Origin of the sequence: Granulicella rosea (genome assembly GCF_900188085.1) — a bacterium.
Taxonomy (GTDB): domain Bacteria; phylum Acidobacteriota; class Terriglobia; order Terriglobales; family Acidobacteriaceae; genus Edaphobacter; species Edaphobacter rosea.
Genome location: NZ_FZOU01000014.1, coordinates 38,990 through 58,521, shown reverse-complemented (window position 1 = coordinate 58,521; position 19,532 = coordinate 38,990). Strand labels below are relative to the sequence as shown.

Annotated in this window: 9 protein-coding genes; 2 read left to right on the top strand and 7 right to left on the bottom strand. The window is 62.8% G+C overall.

The annotated features are described in order from the left end of the window. Positions 1 to 61: 61 nt before the first annotated feature. From CHB87_RS20955 to CHB87_RS20945, 3 genes are all read right to left on the bottom strand, one after another. Complete coding sequence (locus CHB87_RS20955; RefSeq protein WP_089410409.1) at positions 62 to 2,524, bottom strand: glycoside hydrolase family 31 protein; 2,463 nt, start codon at positions 2,522 to 2,524, stop codon at positions 62 to 64. A 20-nt stretch (positions 2,525 to 2,544) separates the two neighbouring features. Next, positions 2,545 to 3,996 (bottom strand): alpha-amylase family glycosyl hydrolase, encoded by a 1,452-nt coding sequence (locus CHB87_RS20950; RefSeq protein ID WP_089410408.1) that lies wholly within the window; start codon positions 3,994 to 3,996, stop codon positions 2,545 to 2,547. Between the two features lie 106 nt (positions 3,997 to 4,102). After that, on the bottom strand, positions 4,103 to 7,528 hold the full coding sequence (locus CHB87_RS20945) for an outer membrane beta-barrel protein (protein ID WP_245818156.1): 3,426 nt from the start codon (positions 7,526 to 7,528) through the stop codon (positions 4,103 to 4,105). A gap of 248 nt (positions 7,529 to 7,776) precedes the next feature. Here CHB87_RS20945 and CHB87_RS20940 point away from each other — a divergent pair, with 248 nt between their 5' ends. Together CHB87_RS20940 and edd are read left to right on the top strand one after the other, a co-directional pair. Next, entirely contained in the window at positions 7,777 to 9,990 is a 2,214-nt protein-coding gene (locus CHB87_RS20940) for a winged helix-turn-helix domain-containing protein (RefSeq protein ID WP_245818154.1), read from the top strand. Positions 9,991 to 10,074: 84 nt separating this feature from the next. Next, complete coding sequence (edd, locus tag CHB87_RS20935) at positions 10,075 to 11,919, top strand: phosphogluconate dehydratase (RefSeq protein WP_245818152.1); 1,845 nt, start codon at positions 10,075 to 10,077, stop codon at positions 11,917 to 11,919. A gap of 59 nt (positions 11,920 to 11,978) precedes the next feature. On the opposite strand, the gene CHB87_RS20930 is transcribed toward edd, so the two are convergent. From CHB87_RS20930 to CHB87_RS20915, 4 genes are all read right to left on the bottom strand, one after another. Next, positions 11,979 to 14,090, bottom strand: coding sequence for an RICIN domain-containing protein (locus CHB87_RS20930; RefSeq protein ID WP_089410405.1), 2,112 nt, complete (start codon positions 14,088 to 14,090; stop codon positions 11,979 to 11,981). A 521-nt stretch (positions 14,091 to 14,611) separates the two neighbouring features. Then, on the bottom strand, positions 14,612 to 16,117 hold the full coding sequence (locus tag CHB87_RS20925; RefSeq protein WP_245818150.1) for a glycoside hydrolase family 27 protein: 1,506 nt from the start codon (positions 16,115 to 16,117) through the stop codon (positions 14,612 to 14,614). Between the two features lie 209 nt (positions 16,118 to 16,326). After that, entirely contained in the window at positions 16,327 to 17,754 is a 1,428-nt protein-coding gene (locus CHB87_RS20920; protein ID WP_089410404.1) for a PQQ-dependent sugar dehydrogenase, read from the bottom strand. Between the two features lie 190 nt (positions 17,755 to 17,944). After that, a complete protein-coding gene (locus tag CHB87_RS20915; protein ID WP_142988468.1) occupies positions 17,945 to 19,366 on the bottom strand; it encodes a hypothetical protein in 1,422 nt (473 codons plus the stop codon). Between the last annotated feature and the right edge of the window lie 166 nt (positions 19,367 to 19,532).

The following is a 19,532-nucleotide window of genomic DNA, read 5'->3' as shown; positions in this document are numbered from 1 at the left end:
CCGCAACCCGGAGCGAAGAACGCGCCGGCCCATCCAATGCTCATCCTGCCATGGTCTGGAATCAACGCAGCGTAATGCTTTGCGCTTTGCTGGAGGAAGCGATGGTCGTGGCCTGGCCGAGGGTTGTTGTTTCGATGAGGATGTTTTTGCCGTTTGATGTTGCCGTGGTCGCGGGACGGTCAAGTCCAACCACCTCGATGCGCACCTGATGCCACCACGGAGAGTAGCTTCCCTCGGGCGTCGACAGGCTGACCGTCACGGCGCCATCCGCGCTCTGCGCGCAGGTAAAACGCTGGCGGAAGTAGGCGCCTTTACGAAAGTCGTAGCTCTTGCCATCGTCCTGGTAGATCGATCCCTGGCAGTCTTCGCCGGGAAAGACGCGTAGCGTGAGCGCCCCGGACGGTCTCTCGCCGGTGGACTGAACGACGGGCGCCATCGGCAGGATGGCGCCGCCGCGAACATACACCGGCAGATCGGCCGGACCGGGGTTCGCCATGACAGGCTTCAACGCCGTGGCCTTTGCATCGCGGATTTCGAGATCGCGGGCCTCGACCGGCGCCCTCCGATCGAGCTTCGCTCCTGTCCAATAGTCGTACCAGACGCCGGGCGGCAGATGGACTTCATATGGCGCAACCTCCTCGGGCGAGGGCGATGCGGCGACCAGGATCGACGAGCCGAAGAGGAACTCGCCCGAGGCATCGAGATCGAGCGGACGTCCGTCGGCGGCGGCATGCGGGAACTCGAGGAATAGCGGACGCACGATCGGCAGGCCGTCGCGCGAGGTCTCCTCGGCGGTCGTGTAGAGGTAAGGCATGAGGCGGTAACGCTCCTCGATGTAACGCCTGCGAATGGCTTCTTCCTCGGGTCCGTCGACCCAGGGCTCATGATCGCGCGTGCCCTTGGCGGCGTGGTCGCGGTCGATCGGTTGGAAGGCGGCAAGCATGAGCCAGCGTGTCAGCAACGCGGGCGACGGCGAGCCGGCAAAGCCGCCGACATCCGCGCCGGCCAGCGAGAAGCCGCTCAATCCGAGGTTGAGCAGTTGGGGCGTCGTCTGGCGCAGGTGGTTCCAGGTGGAGGAGTTGTCGCCGGTCCAGGTCGCGGCATAACGCTGACCACCGGCGTAGCTGGCGCGGGTCATCACAAAGGGCCGCAGATTCGGCCGCAGCGCGAGTTGACCGTCCCAGGTCGCGCGCGTGTTCTCCATGCCGTACAGGTTGTGGATCTCCGTGTGCAACGCTGTGCGCGACTGGAAGCCGGGCTCTTCGATGCGATGCTCAACATCATCGGGCATGGTCTTGGTCGGATAGCTGAAGACGGCGGGCTCGTTCATATCGTTCCAGAAACCGGCGACGCCATCGGCGACGAACTGCTTGTAGAGCGTGCCCCACCAGTCGCGAGTCGCCTTGCGGGTGAAGTCCGGAAACACCGAAGGACCGGGCCACACGGGACCGACGTAGTCCTTGCCGCCGCGTTTGACGAAGTGGTCGCCTGCCTTGCCGGAGTCGTAAGGAGCATAGCCCTGGCCGGGCTGCTCCGCGATGTGCAGATCGGTGATGACGACTGTTTGGAAGTTCTCCGCCGTAAGTTTGTGGATGAGGCCGGGAAAGTCGGGGAAGGTTTCGGGGTCGACGGTGAAGGGCCGGTTTCTGTACTGGTAGTCGATGTCCAGCCAGATCACATCGGCGGGGATATGGTCCGCGCGCAGCTTCGCCGCAACCTCTTCCACGCGCGCGCGGGGGGTGTAGCTGTAGCGCGATTGCTGGTATCCCAACGCCCACATCGGCGGCAGAGGCGTCGGGCCGGTCAGCCAGGCATAGGTTTCAATCACCTGCTTCGGCTCCGGACCGTAGAGCAGGTAGTAGTCGAGCGGGCCGTCGGGAGCGGAGAAGGCGTAGCGGTCGGTGCGCTCGTGTCCAAAGTCGAAGTAAGACCGGAAGGTGTTGTCGAAGAGCACGCCGAGCGCACGGCCGGAGTGCATGTCGAGGAAGAAGGGAATCGACTTATAGATCGGGTCGGTGGACTCCTGCCAGCCGAAGTTATCGGTGTTCCACATGACGAAGGACTGCCCGGCGCGATCGAGCGGGCCCGGCTTATCGCCGAGGCCGAAGAAGTGGTCTTCGGGCGACTTCTGCTTGCTGACCTTGAAGCCCGCGCCGTCGAAGCTGACCGGCGCCGCGTCTTCTTGAAGAACATTGCCGGCGAGGTCGGTCACCTTGAGACGCAGGTCCGGGCCGACGATTACTCGCAGGGCGGAGGTGGTGAAGCCATCGCCGGTGGACGTCACCGCGGCATGCGCCGTGCGCGCGGCTTCGAGCACGGCCCAGGAGGCGTCCTCCTTCGGCTGGCCGAGCGGGAAGAGGCGAACACGCAGAACGTCGGGACGCAGTGCATCGACGCGGAGCGTCCTGGCGCCGGACGAAGCCTGAACGCCGGTGGCCGTATGGTCGAGCGCCTGCTGGGCGAATGCGGAGACCGTCAGGAAAAAGCCGCAGACGGCAAGAGTTGGAGCAATGCGAAAGGTCATGCCAAAGGCTCCTGAGTGCATCAATGGCTCGGTGCGGGCTGGGCGGCGCCGTGCAGCGAGCGATGAAAGATTCGAACCCCGAAAGAGTTCAAAGACAGTGCGGGCAGTGCCGGCGCCGGAACGCTGGCCTCTGGCGGCGCGGCTTCGTTCGTGTTTGGCCGCTGGCGTGTCGCGGGCGCAACGACCTCGTCCCACGCACCGGCGGCTTCAAGCGTTCCGCGAAACGGCGTGCCGGAGAGGTTGACCGCGACGAGCATCTCGTCCTCGTTCGTCCGTCGAATATAGCTGACGACATGGGCCTCGTCCGAGTTGTGAATCCACACGGTGGCGCCCTGCCGCAAGGCCGCTTCATGCGCTCGAAGCGCGATCAGGAAGTCGTAGTACCGGGGGAACTCTGGCCGCATCTCGCCAGCCTGCCACCAGATTTTGAGGTTTTCGAACAATGCCGGAGCGCCGGATTCGGTCGTGTCCGAGACCTCCATTCCGTTATAGATCATGGGTACGCCGTCGAGGGTGAAGATGAGCGCCGCCGCGGCGAGCGAGCCGGCCGCGCCGTAACGTCCGAGGGCGCGCTGCTCATCGTGGTCGTCGAACATGCGCATGTGAACGGACTGTTTGGGAAACGCGGCTGCCTCCTGCGCGAGCGTCGTCCGGAGCGAGCTGGCCGACTGGCCATGCTGGAGGATGTCGTTCAGCGCGGCCATCATCGGCCAGGAGTAATCGAGATCGAAGGCGCTGCGGAGCAGCTCCGGCTTCGAGGCCTCGGCAAGCATCAGGATGCCGGGATGTAGGTGGTCGAGCTCCCTGCGCGCGCTCTCCCAGAAGTCGGTCGGAACCTCGCCCGCCGCATCGCAGCGGAAGCCGTCAAGGTTGAAGTCCTTCGCCCAGTAGAGCAGCATGTCGATCATGTAGCGGCGCAGCTTCGGGTTCGTGTAGTCCAGCGCGGCGACGTCGGTCCAGTCGTAGGGCGAGAGGATTTTGCCCTGCGCATCGTGCTTGTAGAAGTCGGGGTGCGACATCATCACGCTGTCGAACGCGGTGTGGTTCGCCACGATGTCGATGATGACGCGCATGTGCCGGCGATGGGCTTCGTCGATCAGACGATGCAGATCGTCCTTCGTACCATAGCCGGGGTCGATCGCGTAGTAGTCGCGCACCGCGTAGGGACTGCCCTGTGGGCCTTTTTTCTGAAGCTGTCCCACCGGATGAAGAGGCATCAGCCAGAGCACGTTCACGCCGAGCTGCTGCAGTTGATCGAGCTTCGCCGTGACGCCGTTGAGATTGCCCGCGGGCGAGAACGAGCGGGGAAAGATCTCGTAGATCACAGCGGATTGCAGCCACGGCTGCGGGGTTCGCGCCGTGGCTGCGGAGGCGGTCGCCGGCGCGCCTACCGGGCCCGCTGGCATCTGTGCAAATGATGCAGCCGCCGTGGAGAGCAGGCAGCAGAGAATATGCGGCAAGAAAGTCTTCATTCCGATCCTGTCTTTGACGTTGTACGGTTGGCCTTCGTTCGATGCAACACGAAGAGCGATGCGACGTGGACCCGAGGCGCCGTGCTGGCGCCTCGGGTCCACGTCGTTAGAACACCAGGCGCGAGGAGAGCTGAATCTCGCGCGCGGAGTTCTGCCGCGTACCCAGCACCTTGCCGAAGTTGAACGTGTCGCTTACGTTGCTGTTGGGGCTGGTGAACTGCGGTGTGTTCAGGGCGTTGAAGGCGTCCCCGTGAAGCTCGAGCGAGATGCGATCCGTCATGTGCAGGTTCTTCTGCAGACCGAGGTTGATGGTGCGGAAGCCCGGCCCGAAGACCTGATTGCGGCCCAGCGTTCCCTCACGGGTGTAGACCGTCACCTGGTTCGCGCCCACGACCACCGGAATGTTGGCGCTCGAGAAGGCCGCCGGATTGAACCATCTGCCGGTGATCTGCTTCGGATACGTGATCGGCCCGACCTTGTCCGGGTAGTTGCCCATGTTGGTCAAGCCGGTGGAGACCTCGAAGGGCTGGCCGGTGGCGAAGAACCCGATGAGGTTCGTCTGCCAGCCGCCGACCACGAGATCCATCACGCGGCTCGCGGAGCCGAGGTACTTCTGATGCTTTCCGAAGGGCAGGCTGTAGACGGCCGAGCCGGAGAAGATATGCCGCTGATCCTCGCCCGAGTTGCCGTAGCTTGCGAGCGGGTTGTTCGGCAGAGCCACGGTCGACCCGATATACGCACCGCCGGAGTCGTCGAGCGCATGCGACCAGGTGTAAGAGCCGGTCAGCAAGGCGTTCCCCTGACGATGCTCGAAGTGCGTCTGCAGCCCGTTGTACCAGGAGATGCCGTTGTACTTGTTCAGCGTGACGCCGTACTGGGCCAGATTCGGGAACTTGAAGCCAGGAAAGTTGAAGGTCGGACTGTTGATCGGATAGTAGGTGGAGAGCCGGTCCGCATGCGCGCCCACATAGGCGACGCTGACGGTGTCGTTCTTCCCAAGCTGCTGCTGCACCTGCAGGTTGAACTGCTGCTGACGGCTGTGCTTGTTGTTCACATCGACCGCGACGCCGCCCAGGCCAGCCGGAGGATTCGCCGCGTTGAAGTTCGGGAAGCCGGGTAGCGGCAGAGCGCCGGTCGCGGCCGTTCCCACGGTATAGCCGGGGCAGGTGTAGGGCGCGCCCTGCGCCGTCTGTCCGGTGAAGGTGATGCAATAACCCTGGCTCGCGGAGTAGTTGGCGGTTCCACCGTAGGGCGGATTCTGGCCCAACTGGTTACTGATGCCGCCGTAGTCCGGGAAGTAGAAGATGCCGTATCCGCCATGAAGCGCGGTCTTGCCGGTGCCGAAGACGTCATAGGCAAAGCCGATACGCGGCGCGAAGAGCAGGTTGTCCTGGTTGACGATCGACCGGGGAACGCCGTTCTTGCCCGCGAGCAGAAGCGCGCCGGTGTTCGGATCGAAGGCGGCCTGCTGATCGTGTTTCTCATACGGCCAGGTGATGAGGTCGTAGCGGACGCCGAGGTTGAGCGTCAGCCGCCGGTTGACGCGCCAGTCGTCCTGGATGAAGAGCGCATCCTCCTGGCTCTCGTTGGCGAAGAAGCCGTTCTGGGCGCCGATGGCGTAGTTGCTGGTGCCGCCGACGAGCAGCTCGGAGGTCTCCCAGCCGGTGTAACCGGCGCCGTTGCCGGCGATGCTGAAGAAGCCTTTGCCGGAGATCGGCCGAAAGAACGCGACCTCGCGCCGCAGATACGTGCCGCCGACCTTGAGCGAATGGTTCTTTAACTGTAGGTTCAGGGTGTCGGTCAGCTCGTAGGTGTTCTGCGGCACGGCGAAGAGGCCGTAGTCGCCGGTGTATTCGAGCTGTCCGTTGTTGCCGCCGATCAGCGCGCCGCCCGAGGTCTCGATGGAGCGGTTGGCGTTGACGATGCCGAGATTCGCGGAGATGTTCTGACCGTAGAACGGCGGCTGGTACCCGTAGTCGTCGCGGTTGTAGGCGAGTCTCGCCTCGTTGACGATGTTCGTGTTGATGGTGCGGGTATATCCCAGGTCGTAGCCGCGGGCATGCACATACGAGGTGCCGGCGTCGTGGGGCAGCTTGGGGAACTTCGACGTGCTGCCGTTGACCGAGTTGTCGTAAGAGAAGCGGAAGAAGAAGAGATCCTTCGGCGACATCGCCCAGTCGGTGCGCGCGTTGAAGCGGTTGTACTTGATCGCCGACTGCTGCTGATAGGAGTAGTTCTGAAGCGCTTCGTTCGACCGCGTCGGCAGAGGATACGCGTTGAGGTAGTTGACCGCGGCCGGGTTCAGCCGGGCAGTTGGAATGATGTTGCCCGCGAACGGCTGGCAGGTCTGCGGATCGTAGATCTGCCCCTTGCTGTTGGCCGGGATGTTGGCGTTCAGGGTTCCTGCGTTCGGCAGGCAGACCGGGAAGGTGGTCTGAAACTGTCCGTTGGTGAAGGTGGGATTGAGCAGCTCGGAGAAGTCGCCCGTACGCATCTTTACCGTGGGAACCGAAGCCGTGCCGAGGTTGCCGGGCAGCGACTCACGCGTTCCCTCGTAGTCGCCGAAGAGGAAGAGGTGATCCTTCAGAATCGGCAGACCCATGGCGCCGCCGTACTGGTTGCGGTTGAAGGGCGGCTTCGGCACGAAGGTCGGCAGGCTCGGGAAGAGGTAGTTGTTATTGGCGGCGAACTTGCCGCTGCGATAGAAGTAAAAGGCCGAGCCGTGATACTGGTTCGTTCCGGATTTGTAGGAGGCGATGATGAGACCGCCGCCGCCGCGTCCGAACTGCGCCGGCGAGACGCTCGTGTTCACCTTGAACTCCTGCGTCGCCTCGACCGGCGGGAAGAAGAGGATGATGTTCTGCAGGCCGTCGTTGTTGTCCACGCCGTCCAGGATGAAGTTGTTGGCCTGCGAGCGCGAGCCGTTGACGGAGAGCTCCGTGCCGCCGTTCTCGCCGTTGCGGTTCGAGGGGTCGTTGCTGGCCTCGCCGACGACGCCGCCGGTGACGCCGGGAGCGAGCAGGGCGAGGTTCAGCGCATTCCGGCCGTTGAGCGGAAGCTCGGTGATCTGCTTGCCTTCGATCGTCTCGCCGAGCGTTGGGTCGGAGGTGTTGACCACCTGCGCGGCGCTCTCAACCTCGATGGTGGTGGTCGTCTCGCCGGGGGTCAGCTTGAAGCTGAGGCTCTGGACCTGCGTCACGACCAGGGTGAAGTTCAGCGATTGCGACTGGAAGCCGGTGGCTTCGATACGCGCCGAGTAGTTGCCCGCGGGCAGGGCGGCGATATTCAACTCTCCGCTGGCGCCCGATTTTTCGACGCGCACGGTTCCATTCGCGACGTTCGTCAGGGTGATCGTCGCGCCGGGGATCAGCGCGCCGGAGGTGTCGGTCACCGTGCCGACGACTCTTCCGGAGTCGGACTGCGCGAACGCGGAGGGATGAAATCCCGCTGCCAGCGACGTGACGAGGACGACGCCACACGCCATCCCGAGGGGCGATCCGTAGTTTAGAGTTCCTGTCTGGGTGCGTCTCATGTGGTCTCCATAGTGCATGAATCGGACGGATGCTTGGATTTGGAACTGTCGCGATCCGGCTGTTCGTTTGCGGAGATCACACTCGCTCCCGGCGCCATATTCCTGCAATGGAATTTGGCTTACATTTACGCGGTTTTGATATTGACTTCCAAGTGGTTCGTTTTCAATAGATTGCGAAAAGATGTCGATTCCGCTGGGCCTGGAAATCGGCGCGTGGAGTAGTATTCCAGTGCGGATGGTATCGCTGCATGTTGATGATCGAACAAACGGATCGCATCTCCTTCGGACTTTTCGAACTGGATCTGGCCGCCGGAGAGCTTTGGAGGGCGGGCCACAAGGTCCGGCTTGCGAGTCAGCCTTTCAAGGTGCTCACGACACTGGTCGCCAAACCCGGCGAGGTAGTGACGCGCGAAGAGCTGCAGGCGAAGGTGTGGGGCGACAACGTCAACATCGACTTCGAACGCGCGCTCGCCGGCGCCGTCAACAAGGTGCGGGAGGCGCTGGGCGACTCCGCCGAAAACCCCCGCTTCATCCAGACGCTCACCAAGCGAGGGTACCGCTTCATCGCGCCGGTCACGTTCGTACGATCCCCGCAGAAGACGGCGGTCGTCGCCCCACCGGGCGAATCCGAGGCGGAGACGCACGAGGCCGCTTACACGCATCCCGCTGTCGCCGAGCATCGGACCGATCCGTTCGTGGGCGAGGTAGCAAGCTCCCGATCCAAGCCGGACCGGCGCCGATTTCTGCCGCTGCTCCTTCCGATCGGACTTGCGGCGTTGGCGTTCGGACTGGCGCTGGTGGTGGTCTGGTTCTGGAAGTTGCGGCCCGATCCGGGACCGCTCGAGATCGATCAACTGACGCACACGGTGGCGATCTCCGCCGGACCGCCGAACCGCGAGAACCTGCTGAATCTGGCGACCGACGGCAACCGCATCCTGACGTCGGTGATGGAGGGCGGCCGGCCTCGCCTGTCGGCGATCTCGATCGGAACGGGCGAGGTGCAGAATCTTCCGCTTCCGCAGGAGCTCGCCTCCAGCGTCCTGACCGATATATCGCGGGACGGAACACGGCTGCTGTTGAAGAGTCACTCGTCCTCGGCGTCCGAGCAGGCGCTCTGGGTGGTGCCTTCGTCGGGCGGCAGCGCGCTGCGCGTGGGCGGTGTACTGGCGCACGATGCCGCGTGGATGCCCGATGGCGCAAGCATCCTCTATGCCAACGGCAACGATCTCGCCGTCATCCGGCTGGACGACGGCGTCTCGACCCCGTTTGCGAAGTTGAACGGCAGAGCGTTCTGGATGCGCTGGTCGCCGGATGGCAAGGTACTGCGCTACACGCTGCAGGATCCCGTCTCGCACAACTCCGGCATCTGGGAGATGCAAAGCGCCGGAGAAACGCCCAGGCGCCTGCTCGGCCTGCAGGAGGAGCAGGGCGCCGCCTGTTGCGGCTCGTGGACATCGGACGGCAGCGCCTACATCCTGCAGGTCGGCGATAACCTGTGGCAGTTGAAGGGACATGGGTTCACCTCCAGTCTTTCGCAGTTGACGAACGGCCCGTTGCGCTATCTTTCGCCGGTAACGGCTCGCATCGGCTCGCGCATTTATTTCATCGGGCTGGACCGGCCCTTCGGCATGCAGCAGTTCGACGCCAGACAGGGCTTTCACCCCGCTCCCGCGTTCCTCGCCAACGCAAGCCGGGTGGACTACTCGCGCGATGGCGTATGGGTCGCATGGACGGACAACGATCAGAAGCTGTGGCGAGCCCGGGCCGCCGATGGGTCGGACAAGGTTCAGCTCACCCCTAGATACCTTGAGGTCTTCATGGCGCATTGGTCGCCGGACAGCAGCCGGCTCGCCGTGATGGCGCGCGAGCCGGGCAAGGTCTGGCGGACCTACCTGGTGAATGCGGACGGAGGCACGCCGCAGCCGGTGCTGAACGAGAATCGCAACGCGGCCGATCCCGGCTGGTCGGCCGACGGACAGAGTCTGGTCTTCGGCCGGGAGCCGGATCTGATGGGCAAGGAGAGCGGCTCGCACGCGATCCAGATTGTCCACCTGGCGAACATGCAGACGGAGATGTTGCCGGATTCGGAGGGCATGTTCAGCCCGCGCTGGTCGCCGGACGGTCGCTGGATCGTTGCGTTGTCGCTCAACCAGCAAAGCGTCATGATCTACGACGTCGCCGCACGGCGCTGGAAGGAGCTGGCCCGGACCAGCGCCGCCGACCCGATCTGGAGCGCGGATAGCAAAGCCGTATACATCCATGCCTTCCTGGCCGAAAAACAGCCGATTCTCAAAATCGATGTGCCCGACGGCGGTATGCATGTGATCGCCGATCTGAATGGCTTCCGCGACCCGGCGATCGTCAGTTATTTCTTCGGCGGCGTCACCCCGGCGAACGAACTGCTGGTGCAACCGAAGAACGGGACCGGCGATCTTTACACGCTCGACCTGAAGACCCGGTAGCGCGGGGATTGGCGCGCGCCCTGCCGTCCGATTATCGGATATAATCCCTAATTGAAATCAAGCTGCACCGATTTCAGATAGAGAATGAATAGGACTTCGATGGACGTGCTGAACCGTGTCTCCGGCGTCACCCGCCGTATTGTTGAGCGCAGCAAGCCTGCGCGCGAACGTTATCTGCAATCGATTGCCGGAGGAAACAGCGCTGGCCCCAGGCGGCAGGCCCTGGGCTGCGCCAATCAGGCCCATGGATTCGCCGCCTGCGGAGAGCACGACAAGTCGCTTCTGCGCTCCGGCAGTGGCGGCAATCTTGCAATTTTGACCTCGTATAACGACATGCTCTCCGCGCATCAGCCGTATGAGCGCTTTCCCGAGATCATACGAGCCGCCGCGCGCGAGGCCGGTGGCGCCGCGCAGGTGGCTGGCGGCATCCCTGCCATGTGCGACGGAATCACGCAGGGCGAGACCGGCATGGAGCTGTCTCTCTTTTCGCGGGACGTGATCGCGCTTTCGACCGCGGTGGCCCTCTCGCACCAGAGCTTCGACGCGGCCGTGTACCTTGGCATCTGCGACAAGATCGTGCCGGGGATGGTCATTGGCGCGCTATCTTTCGGGTCTCTTCCGGCCGTGTTTTTGCCCAGCGGCCCCATGACCTCCGGCTTTTCGAACGACGACCGCAAGCTGATGCGGCAGCGCTATGCCGAGGGACAGATCACGCGCGAGGAGCTGCTCAACGCCGAGGCGCAGTCCTATCACTCGCCCGGCACATGCACCTTCTACGGAACGGCGAACACCAACCAGATGATGATGGAGATCATGGGGCTTCACCTGCCCGGATCGTCCTTCGTCAACGCGAACACGCCGTTGCGCGACGCCCTGACGCGCGCTGGCACGCGGCGCGCACTGGCGATCACCGCTCTGGGAGCGGAGTATACGCCGGTTGGCCGGCTGCTCGATGAACGTGTCTTCGTCAACGGATTGGTCGGTCTGCTGGCCACCGGCGGCTCGACCAATCACACGATGCACATGGTCGCGATGGCCGCGGCGGCAGGCATTGAGCTGCGCTGGGACGACTTTGCCGAGCTGGCCGAGGTCGTGCCAAGCCTGGTGCGCGTCTATCCCAATGGCAAGGCCGATGTGAACCACTTTCACGCGGCAGGCGGCATGGGCTTTCTCATACGTGAACTGCTCGGCGCGGGCCTGCTGCATCCGGATGTTCAGACCATTGCAGGACCGGGTCTCAGCCGATACACGCAGGAGCCGTTTCTCGGCGCCGATGGCGAGCTGGTGTGGCGTGAGGGAGTCGCGGTAAGCGGCGAATCGAAGCTGCTGCGCCCCGCTGCGGAGCCGTTCGAAAGTCATGGCGGACTGGGCGTGCTCGATGGAAACCTCGGCCGCGCGATCGTGAAGACCTCGGCGATCGCGCCCGAGCGCCACACGATCGAAGGGATGGTGCGGACCTTTCACAGTCAGGAGGAGATGCAGGGTGCGTTCCTGGCGGGCGAGCTGCACCGCGACATCATCTGCGTCGTGCGCTTCCAGGGGCCGCGCGCCAATGGCATGCCGGAGCTGCATAAGTTGCTGCCCCCACTGCAGGCCGTGCAGAACCACGGATTCAAGGTGGCGCTGATCACCGATGGCCGTCTCTCGGGCGCATCGGGCGATGTGCTCGCCGCGATTCACCTGACGCCCGAGGCGGCGGACGGCGGTCCGATCGCGAAGCTGCGGGATGGCGACATCGTTCGCATCGATGCGAATACGCACGAGATGAACGTGCTGGTCGAGCCGGCAGAGTGGGAGCGCCGTGAACCTGCCGTCGAAGACCTCTCGGAGTCGGACCACGGCGTTGGCCGCGAACTCTTTCGCATGTTCCGCAGGACGGTCGGCACGCCCGATGCAGGCGCTTCGATCTTCTCTTCCGCCGCGCGTTGACTGCCTGATAAAACGTGGCCTCCGGCTGGTATGCGCGGAGACCACGTATAGGTTGAGGTCTACTGCTTGGTGAGTTTCCACTTCTGTGTGGCGCCGCCGTTTGGAGTGAACTGCACCACCTGGCTGCTTGTGCTCTGCGTTCCGGGCGCGATGTTGTCGTCGTCCAGAGCGAGGGCGCTCTGCGCGCTGATCACCTTGTAGTAGCCGCCGCCTACGCTGGTGATTGTCCAGTCCTTGTCGGTCTGTGTGCCTCCGGACTGAATCAGTCCGGCGCCCGACGTGGTGGAGTTGGCGGTACTGAGGTTGTATCCGTTCTGCTGGTTCGTCAAGGTGTATGTGCTGCCGCTGACCGAGGTGATCTTCCACTGCTGCGTGGTTGTCTCCGGAAGGTTGACGGGCCATTGAATGACCGGGCTGCCGCTGACCGTCGAGTTGCCGCTATCCATGGCCAGGCTGTTGTGCTGGCTGACGAAGGTATAGATGCCGCCGGAGACAAGGCCGTACTGCAGATTGCTCACATTGGATCCGACCGTGATCTTCGACGATGCGTTGCTGCTGGTGATGGCGACGCCATCGATGGTCACATCCTGCAAGGTGATGTTGGAGAGCGCACCGGCGGAGCTGGTGCCTTGAATCAGGCCCATGTGTCCGTTGCTGTTATCGACGGTGACGCGCGACAGGCTTACATCGCTCACCGGTCCGGCGCCACCGCTGCTGTAAGTCCATAACACGAGCGGAGCCACGAGGAACTCTCCCGAGGTGGAGCTTCCTTCGAGGTTTTCCATGTGGATGTCGTTGAAGTGAATGTTGCTCCAGGCGGCTGTGCCCTCGTCATGAGAGATGCTGACGGCACGCTGTCCGGCAACAACCTGGATGTTGCTGAAGAGGATGTTGGTGGCGGCGCCGGTCGACTGGTCGCCTACCTTCGTGCCGTCGCCTTCGTGGCTGTAGCCAACGTCGTTGCTGTAGATGATGTTCGTGACGGGGTTGGTATCGCCGGCCTTGGCGTCGAAGGTGTCGTCGCCGGTGATGCCCAGGCAGTTGTCGATCAGGGCGGTGTCGGTGGAGACGATGTCGTAGCCATCGCTGTGGACCCAATCGAAATCGTCCAGCATCTTCACGTTCTGGATGGTCACGTTCTGCTCATCCTGAATGTCAAAGGTCCAGGTGGTCGCGTCCTTGACGGTGATGCCGATGATCTTAAGTCCGTTGGGCCGGTTGCCGCTGCTGTCCGCGCTGCTCTCGATGATTCCCTTGCGGTAGTTGCCGAAGCCATCGATGGTTCCACCCGTGGTTGCGGGCGTGACCAGGACGGTCGAGTTGGCGTCGATGACGCCTCTGCCGGTGAAGGCGACGTTATTGATCGCGCCGGTAATCAGGAAGTTCTGCGGACCTTGTTCGGGCTGGCCGTTCTGCAGCGTTCCGCTAGTGTTCCAGGTGTAGTCGTTGCGGTTGGAGGAGCCGTGGATGAAGGCGCCAGCGGCGAGATAGATGGTGATGTTGCTCTTCAGTTGGATGTTGTTCGATATCTCGTAGACGCCGGCGGGAAAGTACAACGTGCCGCCGCCCGCGGAGCTGACGGTGTTGATCGCGTTCTGAATGGTGGTGTTCAGCAGCGTATTGCCGGTCTTGTCGGCGTTATAGGGCGAGGCGGTGATGTCGTACACGTTGCCGCCGATGGTCGGTATGTTTGTCTCCTGCGGATCGCCGGCGATGACCATCGGCTCCAGCGCGCCTGCGCTCGTGCTGACGCTGATGATGAGATACGTCGACTTACCCTGCGTGACGGAGAAGGTGAGGCTCGAACCGCTGACCGTTCCGGTGATGCCGAAGTCGTGCGGGCTGATGTTGTAGCTGGTGATCGCCGCTCCGTTACGGGTCGACAAGGTGAACGTGGTCGTGCCTTCGAAGGCGAGATGGCCGAAGCTATAGCGACCGCCGTAGTAAGAGGTAACCGGGATCGTCGTGCTGTCGGCTTTCAGGGTATACGTGCCGCTTGCGCCGTCATAGGGCGCCGCGGGATACGCCAGCATGTAAGTGGCCGTTGCATGAGCTTGAGATACTCCGAAGATGCCTGCGGCGAGGATCGCTAGATAGAGGAACGATCTTACGAGTGAGATGAAGCCCGAGTTACTCGGGAGGGCTTGGTTATGGGAAATCAGTGTCTGCATGGCTTCGCCTTTCAAGGTGGTTCACTGCGGCTGGCCTGAGCCGAACGGTCAAGAGGCTCAAGCATAGGAGGACGGGCGCGACAGCCTGCTCTCCCACGACGGCCGGGAAGCGAATTTACTGTCGAGCCGTGATATGCCGCTTTATCGAAGCTTGTCATGTGTGACACAGTTTCTTACCGTAAGAATCGGTATAAGTGCTTTCGATGGAATGCAGGTAAGAGCCACTTTGCCGGATTATTTTTAAACGCCGCAAATGGTTGTTATGCAGCCATGCGAAGGACTACCTTCCCTCTGTTTTTTGTAGGTTGTTGAAAGATTCCTTTTGCGTGGAGGTGTAGCCGCAGAAATGCAGAACAAACGGCAACCAAGGCGAAAGCCGGTCCTCCGTTGCGCGAAGGATGACAAGCCTTTTCAAGCGAGTGCCGGGCGCCCAGGAACCTACCCCAGAGCTCTTGAAGCTCTCGATATGTTGTTACTTTATTTCACATACCGAGAGCATATTTTCCAGCAGGTCGCGCTTACTACTTATCCTTCAAAGTTACCCGAAGCATCAGCACGCCATGTGCTGGGACGCTCGTGGTATAAACGCCATCGCGAAAGACGACGTCTGTGTGCCGCCAGAGATCGCGCGCCGACTTCACGTGGACGTCGGGATCCAGATCTTCGGCCTTGATCGCGACCGTCGCTTCCGTCTTGCCGAGGTTCACGACACCTACGGCAACGGAGCGATCGGCCAGTGGCTTGACCCACGTCTCAAGGTCGCCATGCTTCACGGGCGTCGCCTGTTTGCCCAGCGCGTCCTGATCGACGGCGAGCACCTCACGGTTCATCAGGATCTCTTTGATCGCCGGCGTCATCGTGCGGATGTCGTTGCCCGCGAGCAGCGGCGCGGCGGTGAGCGCCCACAGGCTCATGTGCGTTCTGTACTCTTCATCGGTCATATGGCCGTTGCCGATCTCCAGCATATCGGGATCGTTCCAGTGTCCCGGACCCGCATAGGGAGCGGTCGGAACCTGCTTCTCGATGTTGGAGATCATGCTGGTCCACGTGTCGCTGATGTCGCCGGTGGTGCGCCAGAGATTGCCTCCGACCTTCGCGCCCCAACGCTCGACGTTGCCGCTTCCGTACTCGCACAGGCTGTAGACGATCGGGCGTCCGCTCTTGAGCAGGGCGTCGCCCATCTTCTGATAGATGGCCTGCAGATCGTCATGGGTGTAGATGAAGCGCGCGCCGCACCAGTCGTACTTCAGATAGTCGACGCCCCATGCGGCGAAGGTCTTCGCGTCCTGTTCTTCGTGTCCGTAGCTGCCTGGGTACTCGGCGCAGGTGCGCGGCCCGGGCGAGGAGTAGACGCCGAACTTCAGGCCCTTCGAGTGCACGTAGTCGGCGAGCGCCTTCATATCGGGAAACTTTTTATTTGAGCCCAGGTTGCCCTGTGCGTCGCGCACGCCTTCCCATGTGTCGTCGATGTTCACATAGACATAGCCAGCGTCGCGCATGCCGCTCGTGACCATGGCATCGGCGATTTCGCGAACCGTCTTATCGTCGATCCTGCTCTGGAAGAGATTCCAACTATTCCAACCCATGGGCGGGGTCCTGGCCAATGCATTGGCCGGGACATCATGCAATGCGGGCGGGGCGATGTGGTCATACGGAGGATATTCATCGCCTGCTTTGGCCAGCGTCGCGACGAAGTGAGAGTCGTCGCGCGTGAGTTGCAACTCGCTGCCGGCGACATCGCCCGCGATCTTCGGCTTGGCGTCCTTCGGGGAGGAGAAGAGTTCGAAGTGCGTTCCCTTCAACACGCCCTTCACCTCATAGATATGGCCGATGGTGGTGACCGTTCCACTGACATCGGCGCCGGTCTGATGAAGATCGAGGAAGACTCGAACGGGCTCGCCATTGTCGAGCACGCGCTGGTTGCCGACCCACTTGCCGGCGATATTCTGCCCCATGACAGGCATGGCGAACGATGCGGCGATGAGGAGGGCGGGGAAGGTGAGGCGCGAAATGAGGCGGACTGCCATCGATGTTCTCCTTGTCGATCCGGGATGAGGCGCAACGAGACGCTCGTCCGGTTGAACGAGATCCGAAGGTGATGTGGCCCGCGATACGAGGGCATACCCCAAGGGCTGAAGCACCGTCGTTGCCGGGTTTCAGCGCCAGGGCTAAAGCCCTGGCTTACCTGAAAGCAACGACGGGCACAGTCATCGCGCTTGTCGAAGATGAGCCGGTTTCATTTGCCGGCATACGTGATGCGCCACACCGAACGGCTGCCATCGTCGGTGACGAGCATGCTGCCGTCATGCGCGATGGTCACGCCCACGGGGCGGCCCCAGACCTCGCCGTCCTTGGTGACGAAGCCGGTGAGGAAGTCCTCGTATGTGCCTTCGGCTTTGCCGTTGTGCATGGGGATGCGGATGACCTCGTAGCCGGCGCGGTTGGCGCGGTTCCAGCTTCCGTGCTCGGCGGCGAAAGCGTCGCCGCGGTAGGCCTGCGGAAAGCCGGAGTGTGCGGTGTAGAAGGCCATCTCAAGCGAGGCCATGTGCGGCTGAACGAGGACGTCGGGGACGCTTACCTTGCCGGATAGATCGACACGCTTGCAGGACTTGCCATCGGGCGAGATGGCGCCGGCCTGCGGATTGGCCGCGAGGCCGTCGGCGCAGGGCGCGGGGACGCGCGGGTCGGCGTGCGAGCCGATGTAGTACCACGGCCAGCCGTAGAAGCTGTCCTCCTTCACCGACGTAACGTAGTCGGGCACGAGGTGGTTGCCAAGGTTGTCGCGCTCGTTGACCGAGCACCAGAGCTCGCCGGTGGTGGGCTCGATCGCCTCGCCGACGCAGTTGCGAATGCCGGAGGCGTAGACCTTGAGGAACTTGCCTTCGGGGGTAAACTCGAGCACGTCGGCGCGATGAAACTCGTTGGGCGTCGTGTCGGGATCGTCGAGGTTCGAACCGGAGCCTACCGAGACCAGCATCTTCGAGCCGTCGGGGGTGAAGACGATGTCGCGGGTCCAGTGCCCGCCGCCGCGAAGCTGGGCGAAGCCGGGAAGCTGCGCGACGACCTTTTCCGCCGGGCCGGAGGCCACGAGGTCGCCCGACTTATACGGGAGGCGGACGACGGAGTCGGTGTTGCCAACGTAGACCCACTTGGGATTGTCGGCCGGGTAGAAGGCGATGCCGAAGGGCAGGTTGAGGCCCTTGGCGAAGGTGGAGACGGTCTGGGCCTTGCCGTCGGGGCCGACGCCGCGCAGGACGAAGATCTTGTCGCCGTGCGAGTCGGACAGGAAGATGTCGCCGTTGGGCGCCGTGCGCAGGAGACGCGGCTCGCGGAAGGTGCTGGGCGCGGCAGGCACGCTGGGCGCCTGGTTGTTCTGCGACGAGGAGGCGGCGGTGGGGGTGAAGTCGCCACCGGCGTAGAGGGTGACCTTGAAGCCGGCGGGCGCGATGGGCCACGCGCCGGCTGGCTTGGCGACGAGATGCGGACCGTTATTGACAGCCTCCTGCGGGGCGGGCGCGGGGAGGTCGGCCGCGGTGATCCTGCGGCGAACGCCGGGTTGCTGCTGGTTCCAATCAGCGAAGGCGGCCTGTCCTGTGACAACCTGCTGAGCGAATGCGGGGGAGGCAGCCGCGATGATGCTGACGGCGAAGAGCACTTTCTTCATGATGGGGCTCCAAATATCGAACGGCGTTGGACAGAGGCGAACATAAGGTCGAAATCCGCCTCGCCCCATGGTTCTGTCGTTACCCCTTGGGAGGCCGCCCCACCTTGATACGTCATACCCCGGTCTGCAATAAGTGTGACACGGTGTCTTACTGTAAGGATACGTTCGGAGGCCGGTTAGGACGCAGAATTTACCAGCTTCCAATGGCCACAACGTGCGGAGGACCTGCCCGTCCCGCCGTAATGTCGGTCGAGACGACGATCTGGAAGTTCTGCTTCTGCAGATTGATCGGCTTCGAATGCAGCGCGCCGGTCAGCTCTTTCTTGTTCGCCAGAAACTCGCTTGCGGCTTCGGTGCCGAAGTGAGAGATGCCCGCGACCTGCACCAGGAACTGTCCGGCCTTTCCGGACAACTGTCGCGTGATCAGCCCGTAATCCCGGGTGATGTTGCCGTCGCGACTCTCCATCTTCCAGACTCGCCTGGAGCCCGCGGTCTCGAGGATCTTCGGCGCGTCGCGCGACTCGTCGAAGACGAAGTTGGACTCCGACGTAAGCTCCGACGCCCACTCGGTATTGATGGCCCCGACGATGACCACGGGCGAGTCGCGCATGTCGGCGTAGGTGGCCTCTTCTCCGAATCGCAGCTCGAAGCGGATGCCCTGCTCGGTGAGCAGCTTGCCGATATTGACGGCGGCCACGACGGCGCCGATGCCCGGCCCCGAGGATCGAACGGGAACCATGTCGCTCCACTGGACGGTGTCGGTCGGCGCCATGGGAAGGATCTGGTCGCGACGCGATTCGCGCGTGGCGAAGGCCTCGGGGTGCTTCGCGGCGTACTGATCGTAGAGCTTCTCGGAAGGGCGATAGACGATCGGCTTGGGCAGGCAGATCAGTACGGGTCTCGCGGAGAGGGAAGCCGGTTGCCAGAAGGTCTTCAGCGTCGAATCCGGCGAATGGCGCAGGTAAGAGAAGGTAAGCCAGGCCACGAGCGCGAGACAGGCAGCGGCAGGAATCGCGAGACGCCAACGCCGGTCGCGCCAGCCGGCATGCTGCGGCGCCGAGGCGACGGGGACCACCGGGGGGTGGTCGTTCTGCCCATGAGGCAACGACTCCGCCGCCGCAGACAGGTGCTCCATCGTACCCGATGGAGCCTCGTCGACTCCTTCGGCTTCGGCGTGCGTCGTCTCGGGCGACGGCCACGGCTCGTAGTGAGGGATGCTCTTGCGGTAGAGAAAGACAGGCGCATAGGAGCCGACCGGAATCTGGATGAGGATGTCGGCCTGTATCTCCGGGTCGGCGTGATAGCTCTCAAGCCGCCGCCGCACATCGCCAGCCTGCACGCGAACGACCGGGTCTTCTCCTGTCGCGTAGTCTGGCTTGCGTCCGAAGAGTTGCACCCCGATGAGCCGCTCCTTCAATAGATCGCCGTGTCCATTGATCTTCTCGTCGACTACATACTGGAGGAACTCCTTGCCGCGACGGCTGGTTCTGAAATGCCGGCTGGCAACGATCCGTTGCAGCTCCTCTCGAATGAGATCCGGCGCTATTGGAACCTCTTCCGATGCGGGAGAAGAGTGGCCGTTTCGATCGTCGAGAATTGCCTCTTTCAACATGCCGGAAATTATACCCCGCGCGGTACACGGAACGTCGTTGCGAATGACTGCAATGAAAACAAGGAGTTAGCGGCATTCTTACAGTAAGAGCACTGTGTCACACATCACAAAGCCTCTCCAAGCGGCGTATCAAGGCTCGTCACTACTTACTGGTTTTCGCGTTCGC